Annotated in this window: 13 protein-coding genes; 4 read left to right on the top strand and 9 right to left on the bottom strand. The window is 70.3% G+C overall.

The window, feature by feature from the left end; genetic code table 11:
• Window positions 1-67: 67 nt before the first annotated feature.
• From KIK06_RS04855 to KIK06_RS04835, 5 genes are all read right to left on the bottom strand, one after another.
• Entirely contained in the window at window positions 68-1,213 is a 1,146-nt protein-coding gene (locus tag KIK06_RS04855) for an FKBP-type peptidyl-prolyl cis-trans isomerase (protein ID WP_268642084.1), read from the bottom strand.
• Between the two features lie 139 nt (window positions 1,214-1,352).
• On the bottom strand, window positions 1,353-2,711 hold the full coding sequence (gene pafA / locus KIK06_RS04850; protein WP_268642083.1) for a Pup--protein ligase: 1,359 nt from the start codon (window positions 2,709-2,711) through the stop codon (window positions 1,353-1,355).
• A gap of 111 nt (window positions 2,712-2,822) precedes the next feature.
• Complete coding sequence (gene prcA, locus KIK06_RS04845) at window positions 2,823-3,620, bottom strand: proteasome subunit alpha (protein WP_017597440.1); 798 nt, start codon at window positions 3,618-3,620, stop codon at window positions 2,823-2,825.
• A 55-nt stretch (window positions 3,621-3,675) separates the two neighbouring features.
• On the bottom strand, window positions 3,676-4,518 hold the full coding sequence (gene prcB, locus KIK06_RS04840) for a proteasome subunit beta (protein ID WP_017597439.1): 843 nt from the start codon (window positions 4,516-4,518) through the stop codon (window positions 3,676-3,678).
• A 168-nt stretch (window positions 4,519-4,686) separates the two neighbouring features.
• The gene (locus tag KIK06_RS04835; protein ID WP_017597438.1) at window positions 4,687-4,890 is read right to left on the bottom strand and encodes a ubiquitin-like protein Pup; all 204 of its coding nucleotides are present in this window, start codon (window positions 4,888-4,890) and stop codon (window positions 4,687-4,689) included.
• A gap of 628 nt (window positions 4,891-5,518) precedes the next feature.
• On the opposite strand from KIK06_RS04835, the gene KIK06_RS04830 reads away from it, so the two are divergent.
• Window positions 5,519-6,673: a S1 family peptidase gene (locus tag KIK06_RS04830; RefSeq protein WP_268642082.1), complete on the top strand. Its 1,155-nt coding sequence runs from the start codon at window positions 5,519-5,521 to the stop codon at window positions 6,671-6,673.
• Window positions 6,674-6,763: 90 nt separating this feature from the next.
• Here KIK06_RS04830 and KIK06_RS04825 read toward each other — a convergent pair whose 3' ends face one another.
• On the bottom strand, window positions 6,764-8,398 hold the full coding sequence (locus KIK06_RS04825; RefSeq protein ID WP_268642081.1) for an amidohydrolase: 1,635 nt from the start codon (window positions 8,396-8,398) through the stop codon (window positions 6,764-6,766).
• 77 nt (window positions 8,399-8,475) lie between these two features.
• Window positions 8,476-9,777: an MFS transporter gene (locus tag KIK06_RS04820; RefSeq protein WP_268642080.1), complete on the bottom strand. Its 1,302-nt coding sequence runs from the start codon at window positions 9,775-9,777 to the stop codon at window positions 8,476-8,478.
• A 167-nt stretch (window positions 9,778-9,944) separates the two neighbouring features.
• On the opposite strand from KIK06_RS04820, the gene KIK06_RS04815 reads away from it, so the two are divergent.
• A complete protein-coding gene (locus KIK06_RS04815; protein ID WP_268642079.1) occupies window positions 9,945-11,474 on the top strand; it encodes a PucR family transcriptional regulator in 1,530 nt (509 codons plus the stop codon).
• A 201-nt stretch (window positions 11,475-11,675) separates the two neighbouring features.
• Here KIK06_RS04815 and KIK06_RS04810 read toward each other — a convergent pair whose 3' ends face one another.
• On the bottom strand, window positions 11,676-12,710 hold the full coding sequence (locus KIK06_RS04810) for a helix-turn-helix domain-containing protein (RefSeq protein ID WP_268642078.1): 1,035 nt from the start codon (window positions 12,708-12,710) through the stop codon (window positions 11,676-11,678).
• 51 nt (window positions 12,711-12,761) lie between these two features.
• Here KIK06_RS04810 and KIK06_RS04805 point away from each other — a divergent pair, with 51 nt between their 5' ends.
• Entirely contained in the window at window positions 12,762-13,166 is a 405-nt protein-coding gene (locus KIK06_RS04805) for a cupin domain-containing protein (protein WP_017597431.1), read from the top strand.
• 72 nt (window positions 13,167-13,238) lie between these two features.
• On the opposite strand, the gene dop is transcribed toward KIK06_RS04805, so the two are convergent.
• Window positions 13,239-14,759 carry a depupylase/deamidase Dop gene (dop, locus tag KIK06_RS04800; protein ID WP_442789738.1) on the bottom strand — a complete coding sequence of 507 codons (1,521 nt, stop codon included), beginning with the start codon at window positions 14,757-14,759 and terminating at the stop codon, window positions 13,239-13,241.
• 277 nt (window positions 14,760-15,036) lie between these two features.
• Between dop and ctaD the strand changes: the two genes are divergently transcribed.
• Window positions 15,037-16,671 carry an aa3-type cytochrome oxidase subunit I gene (gene ctaD / locus KIK06_RS04795; protein WP_268645852.1) on the top strand — a complete coding sequence of 545 codons (1,635 nt, stop codon included), beginning with the start codon at window positions 15,037-15,039 and terminating at the stop codon, window positions 16,669-16,671.
• The last annotated feature ends 36 nt before the right edge of the window (window positions 16,672-16,707 follow it).

Genomic DNA, 16,707 nt, shown 5'->3' with positions numbered 1-16,707 from the left:
GAAGCGGGGAGCCCCCGCGCGGATCCGCGCGGGGGCTCCCGGACACGACGGCCGAGGCTCGGCCCGTCTACTCCTCGCCGTCGGAGGGCTCCTCCGACGGCTCGTCCCCGGGAGACGCCTCCTCCTCAGGCGAGGCCTCCTCCTCGGAGCCCTCCTCGCCCTCGGCCGACCCCTCGTCCTCGATCTCCTCCGCGGGCGGCGGGTTGTCGTAGGCGCCCAGCAGGTCCACCACGAACACCAGCGTTCCGGCGGGGCCGCCACCGGCCTCCTCCGCGGTCTCCCCGTAGGCCAGGTCCCCGGGGATCACCAGCAGCAGACGACTGCCCACGCGCTCGCCGACCATGCCCTCGACCCAGCCCTCGATGAGGCTGCCCTCGGCGAGGGTCGCGTCGAAGGGCTCGCCGGCCCGGCTCCACGTGGAGTCGAAGGGCTCGTGGGTGCCGTCCTCCTCCGCCTCCCAGCGGATGCCGGTGTACTGGACGACGACCTGCTGCCCCTCCTCGACCTCGGGGCCCGTCCCCTCGATGAGGTGCTCGACCGTCAGCTCCTCGGGCGGGTCGGTGTCGGGGATCTCGATCACCGGCGCGCTCACCTCGTCCTGCGTGACCGTCGGCAGGCCGTCACCGCCGTCGGTGGTCTGCTCACCGGGGACGAGCGACCCGTTGCCGAACCGCTCCATCACGTCCAGCACCAGCACGCTGGCGCCCTCGGGGGTCTCCTGCCCCGCCGCCTCGGCCTGCGCCGCCTCCTCCTCGGACAGCGGCGGGAACACGTACACGACCCGGCTGCCGACGGACTGGTTGACCAGCGAGTCGGTGATGTACTCGGGCATCTGGTTCATCCGGATGAGGTCGGGCGCACCGGTCTCGTAGCTGGACTGGCCCTCCACCAGCTCGCCCTCGCCCGGAGCGGTCCACTGGTACTGGACCACGTTGGCGACGAGGAGGTCGTCGGCGCGCACCAGCTCGTCCTCGCCCGAGCCCGTGGCGACCACCCCGGAGATCTCCTCGTCCGGGAGCCCGACGTCGGGGAAGGTGATCTCGGGCTCCTCCCCGACCTCCCCGGTGACGTCCGGGATCCGGGGGTCGAGCTGCTCCTCGCCCATCCGGAGGAAGGCGGGCGTGCGCCACTCCTCGGGGATGGATCCGCAGCTGGAGACCGCCAGGGTGAGGGCGGTCAGTGGCACCGCGAGGGCGGCAGCACGTCGGTGCATGGGTCACAACCTCTGGTTTCGGGCTCAGGACAGGGTCACACTACCGAATGGTCGGCGTGCGGCCATCCCCGAGAACCCGGCCGGGCGCCGCGGCCCCGTCCGGAGTCACCCCGACCTCCCCGGGCGGAAGCCGCGACGCTCACATCCCGGCGATGAGCTTCTCCACCCGTTCGTCGACGGACTTGAACGGGTCCTTGCACAGAACGGTGCGCTGTGCCTGGTCGTTGAGCTTCAGGTGCACCCAGTCGACGGTGAAGTCACGTCGCTGCTCCTGGGCACGGCGGATGAACTCACCGCGCAACCGGGCCCGCGTCGTCTGCGGCGGCACCGACTTGGCCTCGAAGATCTTCAGATCCCCCACCACCCGATCCATCTGCCCGCGGTTCTGCATCAGGTAGAACAGTCCGCGGTCGCGGTGGATGTCGTGGTAGGTCAGGTCCAGCTGGGCCACGCGCGGCGAGGACAGCGACAGGTCGTGCTTGTCCCTGTAGCGCTCCAGCAGCAGGTACTTGGCGACCCAGTCGATCTCCCGCGACACCAGCTCCAGGTTCTGCGTCTCGACCGCCTCGATCGTGCGCTGCCACAGCTCCAGCACCCGCTTACCCACGGCGTCGGTCCCGTGCCGGTCGACGTACCCCTGCACCTTCTCCAGGTACTCGCGCTGGATCTCCAGCGCACTGGCCTCGCGCCCGTTGGCCAGCCGCACCTTGCGCCGACCGGTCATGTCGTGGCTGACCTCCCGGATCGCCCGGATCGGGTTCTCCAGGGTGTAGTCGCGCATCACCACCCCGGCCTCGATCATCCGCAGCACCAGGTCGGTCGAGCCCAGCTTCAGCAGCGTGGTGGTCTCGCTCATGTTGGAGTCGCCGACGATGACGTGCAGTCTGCGGAAGCGTTCGGCGTCGGCGTGCGGCTCGTCCCGGGTGTTGATGATCGGGCGCGAGCGCGTGGTCGCCGAGGACACGCCCTCCCAGATGTGTTCGGCGCGCTGACTGACGCAGAACAGGGCGCCGCGCGGGGTCTGCAGGACCTTGCCCGCCCCGCAGATGATCTGCCGGGTGACGAGGAAGGGGATCAGCACGTCGGCCAGCCGGCCGAACTCTCCGTGCCTACCCACCAGGTAGTTCTCGTGGCAGCCGTAGGAGTTGCCCGCCGAGTCGGTGTTGTTCTTGAACAGGTAGATGTCCCCTGCGATGCCCTCCTCGTGCAGGCGCTGTTCGGCGTCGACCTGCAACCCCTCCAGGATGCGCTCGCCCGCCTTGTCGTGGGCCACCAGGTCCGCGAGGCTGTCGCACTCGGGAGTCGCGTACTCGGGGTGACTACCCACGTCCAGGTACAGCCGGGCGCCGTTGCGCAGGAACACGTTGCTGCTGCGCCCCCACGAGACCACCCTTCGGAACAGGTACCGGGCGACCTCGTCGGGCGACAGTCGGCGCTGCCCCCGGAAGGTGCACGTGACTCCGTACTCGTTCTCCAGACCGAAGATCCGTCGTTCCACGCGGCCTCACCAACTTCCCGTCACCGGGGTGCGGACGACGGGGCCGCGCCGTCCACACCCACCCGGCCGGTGCGGCGCGTCCGGCGCGCCGCACCGCGATCGTCTCTCAGGTCACTCGTCGGCCTGGTCCCCGCTGGAGTCACCGTCACTGTTCGAGCCGCCACCCGACGCCCCCGCCGCTCCGGAGGAGGCGCCCGCGGCCCCGTCGCCGCCCGCCCGGCCCTCCTCCAGGAGGGCGGTCAGGCGTCGGCCGTGGACGCGCCGGAACTTCCGGTGCTGGCGGGCCCGCTCCAGGACCGCCACCTCGAGGTTGCCCGCCTCCAGTTCGCGTTCCTCGCCGTTCTCCCGGGCCAGGGCGCGCGTGGCCGTGTGCAGGGCCGCGCTGAGCGGCGCGTCGGCGACGAACCGCTCCTTGAGCACCGTGGCGACGTTCTCGGAGGAGCCGCCCACCGCGACGAACCCGCGCTCGTCGACGATCGAACCGTCGAAGGTGATGCGGTAGATCTCGTCCTCGGCGGCGGTGTCACCGACCTCGGCCACGACGATCTCCACCTCCCACGGCTTGAGGCTCTCGCTGAACACGGTGCCCAGGGTCTGGGCGTAGATGTTGGCGAGCTGGCGCCCGCTGACGTCGCGGCGGTCGTACTGGTAGCCGCGTACGTCCGCGAACCGCACGCCCATCAGGCGCAGGTTCTCGAACTCCGGGTAGCGGCCGACCGCCGCGAAACCGATGCGGTCGTAGAGTTCGCTGATCTTGTGCAGGGTGCGCGACATGTTGTCCGCGACCATGAGGATCCCGCCCTCGTACTGCAGGACGACGGCGCTGCGGCCGCGCGCGATGCCCTTGCGCGCGTAGTCCGCCTTGTCCTTCATCTGCTGTTCGGGGGCGACGTAGAACGGCATCGACACCGCGGATCGTTCCTTACCTAGTCGTGAGAGGTCGTGGTGGGGTCGTCAGGCCGGATCAGCGCAATGTCACGGTCGGACCGTCGGGGTGGGCGGCCCGGCCCTCGACCACCTCCGTCGCCAGGGCGGCGACGTCGTCGGTGGGGACTCGGCGGTGTCCGTCCTCGGTGATGACGTCGACGAGGGGGAAGATCTTGCGGTGCAGGTCGGGTCCACCGGTGGCGGAGTCGTCGTCGGCGGCGTCGTAGAGGGCCTCCAGGGCCACCTTGATCGTGCCGGTCTCGTCCAGGTCGTCCTTGTAGAGCTTCTTGATCGACCCGCGGGCGTAGACCGACCCCGAACCGATGGAGTGGTGGCGGTGCTCCTCGTAGCGGCCGCCCACCGCGTCGTAGCTGAACACGCGCCCGGTGCCCGTGTTCTCGTCGTAGCCGACCAGCAGGGGGACGACGACGAAACCCTGCATGGCCATGCCCAGGTTGCCCCGCACCATCTGCGCGAGCTTGTTCGCCTTACCCTCCAGGGAGAGCACCCGGCCCTCCATCTTCTCGTAGTGCTCCAGTTCCACCTGGTAGAGGCGGGCCAACTCGATCCCGATGCCGGCGGACCCGGCGATGGCGACCGCGGAGAACTCATCCGTGCGGAACAGCTTCTCCATGTCCCGGTTGGCGATGACATTGCCCTGGGTGGCCCGCCGGTCACCGGCCAACACCACGCCCCCGGGGAAGGTCAGGGCGACGATGGTCGTCGCGTCGGGCGTGAGGTGCTCGGTCCCCTCACCTGAGGGCAGGTGGTGTCCGGGCAACAGCTCAGGGCTGACCGATCGGACGAACTCGGTGAAGGACGAGGTTCCCGCACTCATGAACGCGGCGGGCAACCGTCCGCCCTCGAACCCTTCGAACACGCGACTCCCTCCACTGGCGTCCCACCCCGTCGTGGGGGCGGGTGGGACGACTGGTCTCTCGTTGTCGGTGGCCGGACAGTGTCCCCGGCCGATGGAATCGACCCTAGTCGTGCGCGCGGCGGCGCCGGCGGCGCCCGAGTGCGCTGTCAGCGAACCGCCGCGGGACGCCTACTGGCCGCCCTTTTGCACGAACTGCCGAACGAAGTCCTCGGCGTTGCTCTCCAGCACGTCGTCGATCTCGTCGAGAATGTCGTCGACCTCCTCGTCCAGCTGGTCCTTCTTGTCCTGGACGTCCGTTGTGGCCTCGGTCTCCTCGACCTCGGCCTCGCGGCGCGATGCGTGCTTCTGGCCGCCGGTGTCCTTCGTCGCCATGGCTGGCTACCTCCCGTTCGGGGCTCTCGCCCTTATCTTGGCCCAACGACGAGCGGCTCAACCCCCTTCCCGATGCCCGATACTCGCTAGTTACCTCGGATCGTCCCCCGTGCCCGGGCACGGACCGGCCCGCCGCCCGCGGAAGCCTCACTACCACCCCGGGACAGGCGCACCGACCGCATTCCCCCAGAACCCTCCTGGACACGGCTCACCACGGACACCGTCGGACACAAGACACCTCCCCCACCTCGCGTGTTGCGTCCGCGTGACGTCAGGATGACGAACGACCCAGGGATGAATTGGCCGAATCCGGCCAAAAAACTCCCCTTGCACCAACAGGACGATCACCCTGCGCAACCGTGGAAACGCGGAAAGCCAAGGTCGCACGCATGGCGACTACGCGTAGCCACGACCATTCAGATGGTCATCGGCTCATCCCACATGACCTTGAATGGTTTCACGGCAAGAGGGTCTTTTCTTCGCCAATTTGCCCACTTATCGTGTGAAATCGTTTACTGAGTGTCTCGGTGAACGACAGGGCGGCGAACCCCCTTCGCCCCCTGTTCGGGGCGGCCCTCCCCACGGATCGCCCCTTCCCCCGTCCATCCCCCCAGGAGAGTAGGGATCAATGCGACCCTCCCCCGTTATCTCCGCCCTAGGAACCGGCGCCCTCGCCTTCGGACTGGTCATCACCATGGCCCCGGGCGTGAACGCCGGAACCGTACCCACCCCCCAGGCCCCCGTCCCCGACGACGAGGCCACCACCATGCTCGAAGCCATGGAGAGGGATCTCGACCTCACCCCGTTCGAGGCCGAGGAACTCTTCGAGGCACAGGAAGAGGCCATCGACCTCGACGAGGAGGCCACCGAAGCGGCCGGTGCGGCCTACGGCGGTTCGCTCTTCGACACCGAAACCCACGAACTCACCGTCCTGGTGACCGACGTCGACGCGGTCGAGGCCGTGGAGGCCACCGGAGCCGCCGCCGAGGTCGTCTCCCACGGCTCCGACGGTCTGGCCGACATCGTCGAGGACCTCAACGCCACCGACGCCGGCAGCGAGGTCGTGGGCTGGTACCCCGACGTCACCAGCGACAGCGTGGTCGTCGAGGTGGTCGAGGGCTCCGACGTCGACGTCGACTCCATCGTCGAGGGCACGGGCGTCGACCCGGCGGTCATCGAGGTCCAGGAGGTCTCCGAACAGCCTCAGACCTACGCCAACATCATCGGCGGCCTGGCCTACTACATGAGCTCGGGCGGCCGCTGCTCGGTCGGCTTCCCCGCCACCAACAGCTCCGGTCAGCCGGGCTTCGTCACGGCGGGCCACTGCGGCACCGTCGGCACCGGCGTCACCATCGGCAACGGCCGCGGCACCTTCGAGCGCTCCGTGTTCCCCGGCAACGACGCCGCCTTCGTCCGAGGCACGTCCAACTTCACGCTGTACAACCTCGTCTACCGCTACAGCGGCTACCAGACCGTGACGGGCAGCAACGCCGCCCCGATCGGCTCGTCCATCTGCCGTTCCGGTTCCACCACCGGTTGGCACTGCGGCACCATCCAGGCCCGCAACCAGACCGTCCGGTACCCGCAGGGCACCGTCTACTACCTGACCCGTACCAACGTGTGCGCCGAGCCCGGCGACTCCGGAGGCTCCTTCATCTCCGGAACGCAGGCCCAGGGCATGACCTCCGGCGGCTCCGGCAACTGCAGCAGCGGTGGCACCACCTTCTACCAGGAGGTGGACCCGGTGGAGAGCGCCTGGGGCGTGCGACTGCGCACCAGCTAGAACCCCACCCCCTCCCCCAGGTGTCCCCGTCCGCGCAGCTGCGCGGGCGGGGACACCCCCGTTCGAACCGGGGCGGGAGCGAGCACGGGGTCAGGCCGAGGAGGCCGCCTCCCCCTCCGCCCGGTGCGCGATCCGCCCGTCCAGGACGGTCAGCCAGGCACCCACCTCACGCAGCCGGTCGTTCGGCAGCGCCTCCACGTCCCGGTCCAACACCACCACGTCGGCCAGGTAGCCGGGCCGCAGCGCACCCAACCGGTCCTCCATCCCCACGGCGTGGGCGGCGTCCAGAGTGTGCGCCCGCAGCGCCTCGTGCAGCGTGACGGCCTGCTCCACCCCGATCCGCGCCCCTTCCCGCGTGGTGCGGCACACCGCGTTGGCCACGGTGTCCATCGGACGCAGGCTGGAGACGAAGGAGTCGCTGGACAGCACCGGACGCAGCCCCAGGTCGATCTCCTCCCGCATCGGCTGGAGCCGGTGCGCCCGATCCCCCAGGCGGCGCAGGAAGTCACCGCCGCTGTCGTGCAGGAAGTTGGGCTGGTTGACCGGGATCACCCCGTATTCGGTGAACCGCTTGGCCTGCTCGGGAGTGGGGTACCCGCAGTGCTCCACACGCGGACGCGGGTCCGGACCCGACACCCGCGCGGCCGAGGCGATCGCCGCCAGCGTGTGCTCCATGGCCGCGTCGCCCTGCGTGTGGACGGCGACCTGCCACCCCTCCCGGGCCGCCCTCGACACCAGGTCCGCCAACTGGTCGGGGTGGTGGTAGAGACTGCCCGCGAACTCACCCCGCTCCCCGTAGGGAACCGTGAACTTCGCGGTGCCGCCCAGCAGCGTCCCGTCGGAGTAGAACTTCATGCCGGTCAGCCGCAGCCAGTCGTCACCGAAGGGGCTGGCCAGCCCGGCCTGGGTCAGCGCGTCCAACTGGTGGGACAGCGGCATGCCGAACGTGCGCAGCGGTAGCGTCCCCGCCGCCCGGGCCGCCCGGTAGACCCGCAGCTCACGTGCCGACACCTGTGGGTCGCACACCGTGGTCACACCCGCTGACAGGTAGGGCCCCGCCGCGTCGGCCAGCCAGTCCAGCAGGTGCTCGGAGGGCAGGTCGGTGTGGAAGTTGGGCCCGTGACAGCCGATGTCGACCGCCAGCGGCAGCAGCAGCTCCATCGCCGAGTCCAGCACCATCCCGGTCAGCCGGCCGCCCTCGTCGCGCACGAACGAACCACCCTCGGGATCCGACACGTCCTCGCCGATCCCGCTCCACGCCAGCGCGGCCGAGTTGACCACGGCCTGATGGCCGGACACGTGGTAGACGATCACCGGGTGTTCGCTGGTGGCCTCGTCCAGATGACGGCGCGTGGGGCGGCCGCCCGGGTACTTGGCGTCGTCCATGGAGAACGCCCGGATCCACTGCCCCGCGGGGGTGCGCGCCGCCTCCCGCGCGATCACCGCGACCAGGTCGGCGGCACTGCCCACCCGCGGGTAGCGCGCGTCCACCGCGGCCAGCGACTCGGCCGTCGACAACAGGTGGTTGTGCGGGTCGATGAACCCGGGGATGACGGTACGGCCGCCCGCGTCCACCTCCTCCGCGCCCGGACCGGCCGCCGCGCGCACCCGGTCGACGGTCCCCGCCAGCAGGATCCGCCCGTCGCGCACGGCCACGGCCTCGGCTCGGGGATTGGCGTCGTCCATCGTCAGGACGGTGGCGTTGTGAATGATCAGAGCGGACACGGGTGCGGTGCTCCTCGTCGTGGTGTGGGGGTGGCCGGACCGTTCTGGCCCGACGACGGTCATGGAAGGTCGCGGGCTCAGACGGGAAGGGTCTCGGCGTCGCTGTGCCGGGGCGCCCGGGACAGGCAGGCGATGCTCACCAGGGCCATGACGACCAACAGGACGGCCACGGACAGGATGCTCCCGGTCAGGGCGAACAGGGCGGTGCAGGCCAGCGGCGACAGACCGCCGAACAGCGCACCGGCGACCTGGTAGGACACCGAGATGCCGGTGTAACGCACGCGCGGCGGGTACATCTGCGCGAGCACGCGCGCGATCGGCCCGTAGACCGCGGCCATCGCCACCCGCATCAGGCACAGCATCAGCACGATCAGCACGGCGCTCCCGGTCTCCAGGACCAGGAACTGCGGCAACGCCAGCACCGCCACCGCCGCGAGTCCGACCGTCACGATCCGGGCCGTGCCGAAGCGGTCGCCCAGCCACGCCGTGGCCAGGGTCGCGAACAGCTCCACGAACGCGGCCAGGGTCAGGCCGCTGAGGATGAGCTGCTCACTGATGCCCGCCTCGGTGACGCCGTAGGCCTGGAGGAAGGTGGTGACGACGTAGTAGCCGCCGACGGCGACCGGCAGGACACCGATCCCCAGCAGCACCGCGCGCCAGGAGGTGCGCAGGGTCTCACGCAGCGGCGGCCCCTCGGGCTCGGCGGCCCGGTTCTCGCGCGCCGCCTCGAACACCGGCGACTCCTCCACCTTGAGGCGGACCACCAGACCGACCAGGACCAGCAGGCAGGAGGCCAGGAACGGCAGCCGCCAGCCCCAGGTGTACAGCAGGTCGGAGTCCCAGGCGGTGATGAGGCCGAACGACCCGGTCGCCAGGAGCGCGCCCGCCGGGTTGCCGAGCTGGGCGAAGGACCCGTAGAAGGTCTTGCGCTCCTCGGGGGCGGACTCGACCGCCATGAGGACCGCGCCGCCCCACTCGCCGCCCACGGCGATGCCCTGAACGAAGCGCAACACCACCAGCAGCAGCGGCGCGACGAACCCCACCTGCGCGTAGGTGGGCAGCAGCCCGACGCAGAACGTGGCCACACCCATCATCAGCAGCGTGGTCACCAGCGCCGACTTGCGCCCCAACCGGTCACCGAAGTGTCCGAAGACCACACCTCCGAGCGGGCGGGCGAAGAACCCCACGGCGAAGGTCGCGAACGACGCCATCAGACCCACCACGGGGTCGATGTCGCCGGGAAAGAACAGCGTGCCGAAGACCAGGCCGGCCGCCGTCGCGTAGACGTAGAAGTCGAACCACTCGATCGTGGTCCCGACGAACGCGGCGACGGCCGCGCGCGCTGGACGCGCGACCGTGGGGGATGTCCGGTCTGCCATGGATCCTCCGTGTACGTTCCGGGCTCCGGACGGACCCTCGGGTGCCGCCGCTGGCCAGAGCGGGTGTGTCAAGGAGACGGTAAACACTCCCCGCCACCACACGCCGGGTCACTAGGCACATGGCACCCTGTGACAAATGTGCGAGGCGCACACCCCAGGAGGTAGCCATGACGATCACCCCCCGCGACATCACCGCGGACCCCGTCCTGGAGGTACGGGCGGTCGCCGGACATCGCGGACTCGACCGACCCATCCGGTGGGCCCACGTCACCGAACTCCACGACCCCGTGCGCTGGCTGCGCGGCGGCGAACTCGTCCTCACCGCGGGCATGGGCTTCGGCACCACCCCCGACCAGCGACGCGCCTACCTGCACCGCCTCCACCGCGCCGGATGCGTGGCACTGGCCGTGGCCGTCGACACCCGAAACCACGGAGCCCCACCCGAGATCCTGGCCGAGGGCGACCGCCTCGGCCTCCCCGTACTCCAGGTGGAGGGCGACACCCCCTTCATCGCCGTCGTCGAGACCGTGGCCGAACACCACGCCGCCGAACGCACCCGCGAACAGGACCGGGTCCTGGCCGCCCAGGACGCCATGGCGCGCGCCGCGCTGCGCACCGGCCCCTCCGGCGTCCTGACCGAACTCGCCGCCGCCACCCACGGCCACACCCTGCTCCTGGACCGCAACGGCATGACCACCGCGGCGGTACCGCGCACCGAGCCCCCTTGGCACGCACGCGTCCGAGCATCCGCGCTCGACCGCGCACGACGCCCCCGGGGCATGACCGTCCTCGCGGACGGCGAGGCCTCGATCCTCCTCCAGAGCCTGGGCACCACCGGTCGCGCCCTGGGCTGGCTCGCCCTCCGCAGCCCCACACCGGTCTCCCCGCACACCCGGATGCTCGCCAACGACGCCGCCTCCCTGCTGGCCGTGGACCTCCTGCACTCCCGGCAGACCCGCAGGATCCGGCACCACGAACGCGCACCGCTGCTGCGCGCGGCCCTCACCGGCGCCCCCGGCCCGCGACCCGACCTGCTCACCCTTCCCGACCCGCCCTGGGAGGTGGTGTACCTGCCCAGCGCCGAACCCGAGACGCTGGCGGACCGCGCGGCCGACGCCCTGGTCGACGTCCTCGGCGACACCGACGCCGCGCACCGGGCCGGACTGTGCACCGTCGGCGGCGCCGTCGCCGCCGTCCTCCCCCGCACCCCGCGGCCACGCCACGGCGAACGCCTCTGGTCGGCGCTGCGCGACCCTTCCAACGGCCCCCACGGGGCGGGCGCCTGCGGAGCGCGCGGACCCGCCGACCTGCCCTCAGCGCTGGACCGGGCGCGCCAGGCCGCCACCGAGGGATACCGGCACGTCGACGACACCGGCGCGTGGGAACTCCTGCGCTCCGCGGTCCCGCCCGAAGGCGCGCACGCCTTCGAACAGGCCGTCCTGGGGGCGCTACGCGACCACGACGCCCGGCACGGCACCGAACTCGTCCACACCCTGCGCCACTACCTCGACCAGGGCGCCCAGGTGGAGGCGACCGCACGCGAGCTGGGGGTGCACCGCAACACACTGCGCGCACGACTGCGCGTCGCCGAACGGGTCTTGGGACGCGGCCTGGCGGAGGCCCGTACCCGGCTCGAGCTGTGGACCGCCCTCAACCTGGAACCGATGCCCTGCCACGACGGCACCTGGCACACCTGACACCGTGAACCGGCCGCCGCTCCCGGGCGGGCACTGGTGCCCGTACACGCGCCTCCGCTACCGTTCCACCATGCCCACGCGCGAGGAGACGACGATCGGACCGTCCGGCATCTGCCGACGGGGCCGGCACCAGTGGCAGCACGTCCCGCCCGGCGGGAAACGCCTGGTGTGCGCGCGCTGTCAGTCGATGTCGATGAACAACTACGGCACGGCGTGCAGATCCGACTGCGCCGAGTGCCGCCCCCGCGAACTCACCGCCGCCGACGGCTGACCGTCCCCCGGCCCGAAACGCGCGCGGTACACGGACGGACTCACCCCCGTGTACGCGCGCACCACGGCACGCAGGTTGCTCGTCGTGCCCAGACCGCTCGTCCGGGCGACCGCCTCCAGGCCCGTCCCGCCCCGTTCGATGAGACGGCAGGCCAACAGGGCCCGCTCTGAGCGCAGCCACTCCAGGGGCGTCGTGCCGACCTCGGCGCGAAACCTCCGGTGCAGTGTCGCCGGGCTGACCGCCGCACGCGCCGCCAGGTCGGCGACGGTCAGCCGCTGCCCCAACCGCTCGCGCGCCCAGTCGAGGACGGGGGCCAGCGACGTGTCCCTCCGGGGAGGCAGGGGGTGGCGCACGAACTGGCGCTGGCCGCCCTCACGGTGGGCCGCGAAGACCAACCGCCGGCTCACGGTGTTGGCCGTCTCGGCCCCGTGATCGCGTCGGACCAGATGCAGACCCAGATCCAGCGCCGCGGCGCTGCCCGCCGCCGTGAGCACGTCGCCCTCGTCCGCGAACAGCACGTCCCTCTCCAACCGGACACGGGGATGGAGCCGGGCGGACAGCTCCTCGTGCCGCCAGTGCGTGGTCGCCCGGCGGCCGTCCAGCAGCCCCGTCGCGGCCAACGTGAAGGTGCCCGTGCAGAAGCTGACCAGGCGGGCTCCCCGCCGCCCCGCCTCGCGGACCGCGTCGACCACCTCCCCCCGGGGCGGCACCCACGGATCCGGGCGGTTGGGCACGATGACGGTGTCGGCCTCGGCGACCGCCTCGAGCCCGGCCATGTCCGACATGCTGAACAGGCCCCGGTGGACGGCGATCTCCGACACCGGCGAGCAGACGGTGAGCCGGTACCACGGGCGGTCGATCTCGGGTCGGCGCAGCCCGAACAGCTCAGTGGCCACACCCATCTCGAACGGATTGGTGCCCTCGTCGACGATGAGGACGACATGGTGCGAGGATTCTTGCGGCATGTGCTATTCCTAGCACTTACCGGACCGCACCGCGCACGCCAGGATGGCGGCATGAGCGAGCAACCCGTCAACCTGCGCACCGCCCTGGCCTCCTTCGACCAGCTGTGGAGCCCGCGCGTCCTCACCCGTGTCGACGACCACGACGTACGCGTCGCCAAGGTCCGGGGCGAACACGTGTGGCACGCCCACGACGACACCGACGAGTTCTTCCTGGTCCTGGACGGCCGACTGCGGATCAGGACGCGCCACGACGCGGACACGCCGGAGCGCGTGGTCGACCTCGAACGCGGCGAACTGTTCGTGGTGCCCCGGGGGACGGAGCACCGACCGGAGTCGGCCGAGGGCGCGTCGATCCTCATGTTCGAGCGCACCGGAACGCTCTCGGTGGGCGACCGCCACGAGGACGTCCCCGACCACGTCGACACCACCACCGGACACCCGTTGGACACACCCTGAGCGCCACCCCGCGCCCACGAGGAGAACCGGCGTCCGGCCCGGCGGCACACGCCGCCCCGGGCCGGTCCCGGATCAGCCGCGCCCGCCCGTGAGGACGGCGACCAGGTCGGCGGCCGTGGGCGCGTTGTCCAGCAGCGTGCCCACGTGCTCCTTCGTCCCCCTGCGGGGCTCCAACGTGGGCACCCTCTGGAGCGAGTCGTACCCCGGCAGATCGAAGATGACCGAGTCCCACGAGGCCGCCGCCACCTCGTCCGCGTACTTGGCCAGGCACCGACCCCGGAAGTAGGCCCGCGTGTCCTCCGGCGGCTCCGTGATCGCCCGCGTCACCTCCGGCTCCTCCAGCAGCCGCCGCATCCGGCCCCGCGCCACGAGCCGGTTGTAGATGCCCTTGTCCGCGCGCACGTCCGAGTACTGCAGGTCCACCAGCTGGAGCCGCGGGTGCGACCAGTCCAGCCCGTCCCGTGACCGGTACCCCTCCAACACCTTGAGCTTGGCCACCCAGTCCAGCTCCGTGGCCAGGTCCATGGGGTCGTTGCCCAGACGGTTCAGCACCGACTCCCACCGGTCCAGGATGTCGGCCGTGTCCGGGTCCACGTCCGTCCCGAACCGGTCCTCCACGTACTTACGCGCCTGGTCCAGGTACTCCGCCTGCAGCTCCAGGGCCGTCATCCGCCGCCCGTCACGCAACCGGACCCGGTGGGTCAGCCCCGGGTCGTGCGAGATCGCCCGCAGATCCGCCACGGGAGTCTCCAACGACAGGTCCACACTGATGAACCGGTCCTCCACCATCGCCAGCACCAGCGCCGTCGTCCCCAGCTTCAGGTACGTGGAGATCTCGCTCATGTTGGCGTCACCGATGATGACGTGCAGGCGCCGGTACCGGTCGGGGTCGGCGTGCGGCTCGTCCCGAGTGTTGATGATGGGACGCTTCAACGTCGTCTCCAGGCCCACCTCGACCTCGAAGAAGTCCGCGCGCTGGGAGAGCTGGAAACCCGTCCCCTGGCCGTCCGCGCCAAGCCCGACCTTGCCCGCCCCGCACACCACCTGCCGCGACACGAAGAACGGGATCAGGTGCCGCACGATGTCACCGAACGGCGTCGACCGATCCATCAGGTAATTCTCGTGGCACCCGTAGGAGGCGCCCTTGTTGTCGGTGTTGTTCTTGTACAACTGGATCGGGTCGATCCCCGGCGTCGCGCCCGCCCGCGCCGCCGCGTCCGCCATCACCCGCTCCCCGGCCTTGTCCCACAAGACCGCGTCACGCGGGTTGGTGACCTCGGGCGCGGAGTACTCGGGGTGGGCGTGGTCGACGTACAACCGGGCACCGTTGGTGAGGATGACGTTGGCCAACCCCAGGTCCTCGTCGGTGAGCTGCGTCGGGTCGGCCACCTCCCGCGCCAGGTCGAACCCGCGCGCGTCCCGCAGCGGGTTCTCCTCCTCAAAGTCCCACCGGGCGCGCCGCGCCCGCGCCGCCGAGGCGGCCAGGTAGGCGTTGACCACCTGGGTGGAGGTCACCATCGCGTTGGCCCCGGGGTTGCCTGGCACGGAGATCCCGTACTCGGTCTCGATACCCATAATCCGCCGCACACTCATGATGAGAGGTTATCCGCCACGGCCCGGTCTTGAACGCTTCCGCGCCAATTGTGGCCCAAGTGCCGTCATTCTCGGGCGTTTCCCGCTTCGTGTCGACGCGGGAGCGGTCCCGCGCGGAGCCGCAACCCCCTCCGGCCCGGCGATCCGGGACACCGACACGATGGACGCTGAGAGTAATTATTCCATGACCTAAAGTGGTCCACCGAACCCGCCACCCAGAGGAGTCCCGGTGACACAGCCCCGTGAGGGAACGGAGCCCAGCGCATCAGCGGCCACGGTGGACTCCCGACCTCCGGGCGGGCTCGTCACCCCGTGGCTGTCCTCGACCGACCACAAGGTGGTCGGCTACCTCTACATCGCCGCCTCCTTCGGCTTCTTCGTCGCCGCGGGGGTCATGGCGATGCTCATCCGAGCCGAACTCCTGTGGCCGGGCATGCAGATCGTCACCACCGACCAGTACAACCAACTGTTCACCGTGCACGGCACCATGATGATGCTGCTGTTCGCGACACCGCTCTTCGTCGGCTTCGGCAACGTGCTGGTGCCCCTGCAGATCGGCGCCCCGGACGTGGCCTTCCCCCGGCTGAACATGCTCGGTTTCTGGCTGTTCCTGTTCGGCGGCCTGATCGTCATGGGCGGCTTCCTCACGAGGGGAGGCGCGGCGAGTTTCGGCTGGTTCGCCTACACCCCGCTGTCGGACTCCGTGAGCTCACCGGGCCTGGGCGGCGACCTGTGGGTGATGGGACTCCTCGTCAGCGGCCTGGGCACGATCCTGGCCTCGGTCAACTTCATGGCCACGATCCTGATCATGCGCGCACCCGGGATGACCATGTTCCGGATGCCCATCTTCACCTGGAACATCCTGCTCACCTCGGTGATGGTCCTGCTCGCGTTCCCGGTGCTCACCGCGGCGCTGAGCGCTCTGGCGGCCGACCGGATCGTCGGCACCCACGTGTACGACCCGCAGCACGGCGGAGCGATCCTGTGGCAGCACCTGTTCTGGTTCTTCGGCCACCCCGAGGTCTACATCGTGGCGCTGCCGTTCTTCGGCATCATCACCGAGGTCATTCCGGTGTTCTCCCGCAAACCGGTCTTCGGATACAAGAGCATGGTGGCGGCGACCGTGGCCATCACGGTGCTGTCGATGACGGTGTGGGCGCATCACATGTTCGCCACCGGCGCGGTGCTGCTGCCCTTCTTCTCCTTCCTGTCCTTCCTCATCGCCGTGCCCACCGGCATCAAGTTCTTCAACTGGATCGGGACGATGTGGCGCGGACAGCTCACCTTCCCCGCACCCATGCTGTTCGCGATCGGTTTCCTGTCGACGTTCCTGTTCGGTGGACTCACCGGGGTGGTCCTCGCCTCACCCCCGCTGGACTTCCACGTCACCGACACCTACTTCGTCGTGGGCCACTTCCACTACGTGCTCTTCGGCACGGTCGTGTTCGCCATGTTCGCCGGGTTCTACTTCTGGTGGCCCAAGTTCACCGGCCACAGACTCAACGAGACGATCGGCAGATGGCACTTCGTGGTCCTGTTCCTGAGCTTCCACATGACCTTCGCGATCCAGCACTACCTGGGCGTGCGGGGGATGCCGCGCCGCTACGCCGACTACCTGCCCACCGACGGATTCACCTGGATGCACATCCTGTCCAGCGTCGGCTCCTTCCTCCTGGGAGCCTCGACCCTGCTGTTCCTCCACAACGTGTGGTACTCCGCCCGACACTCGGAGCGCGTGGACAGCGACGACCCGTGGGGACACGGCAACTCCCTGGAGTGGGCGACCACGTGCCCGCCGCCCCGCCACAACTTCACCTCCCTGCCACGCGTGCGCAGCGACCGCCCCGCCTTCGACCTGCACTGGCCGCAGACGACGTCGGCGGAAGACGACCGAGCCGCACCGCGCCGCTAGGGCGGACCGACGAAAAAGAGGGGCCGACCGGAAGAT

Origin of the sequence: Nocardiopsis sp. EMB25, from assembly GCF_026797795.1 — a bacterium.
Taxonomy (GTDB): Bacteria; Actinomycetota; Actinomycetes; order Streptosporangiales; family Streptosporangiaceae; genus Nocardiopsis; species Nocardiopsis lucentensis.
The sequence above is the reverse complement of the archived record's forward strand: the minus strand, read 5'-3'. Positions and strand labels throughout refer to the sequence as shown.

Bases quoted from the DNA above. Each gene is read 5' to 3' on its own strand.
- KIK06_RS04810 (WP_268642078.1), bottom strand. From the start codon at position 12,710: ATGCCGCAAGAATCCTCGCACCATGTCGTCCTCATCGTCGACGAGGGC.
- KIK06_RS04815 (WP_268642079.1), top strand. From the start codon at position 9,945: ATGACGATCACCCCCCGCGACATCACCGCGGACCCCGTCCTGGAGGTA.
- KIK06_RS04820 (WP_268642080.1), bottom strand. From the start codon at position 9,777: ATGGCAGACCGGACATCCCCCACGGTCGCGCGTCCAGCGCGCGCGGCC.
- KIK06_RS04830 (WP_268642082.1), top strand. From the start codon at position 5,519: ATGCGACCCTCCCCCGTTATCTCCGCCCTAGGAACCGGCGCCCTCGCC.
- KIK06_RS04855 (WP_268642084.1), bottom strand. From the start codon at position 1,213: ATGCACCGACGTGCTGCCGCCCTCGCGGTGCCACTGACCGCCCTCACC.
- dop (WP_442789738.1), bottom strand. From the start codon at position 14,759: ATGAGTGTGCGGCGGATTATGGGTATCGAGACCGAGTACGGGATCTCC.
- KIK06_RS04835 (WP_017597438.1), bottom strand. From the start codon at position 4,890: ATGGCGACGAAGGACACCGGCGGCCAGAAGCACGCATCGCGCCGCGAG.
- KIK06_RS04805 (WP_017597431.1), top strand. From the start codon at position 12,762: ATGAGCGAGCAACCCGTCAACCTGCGCACCGCCCTGGCCTCCTTCGAC.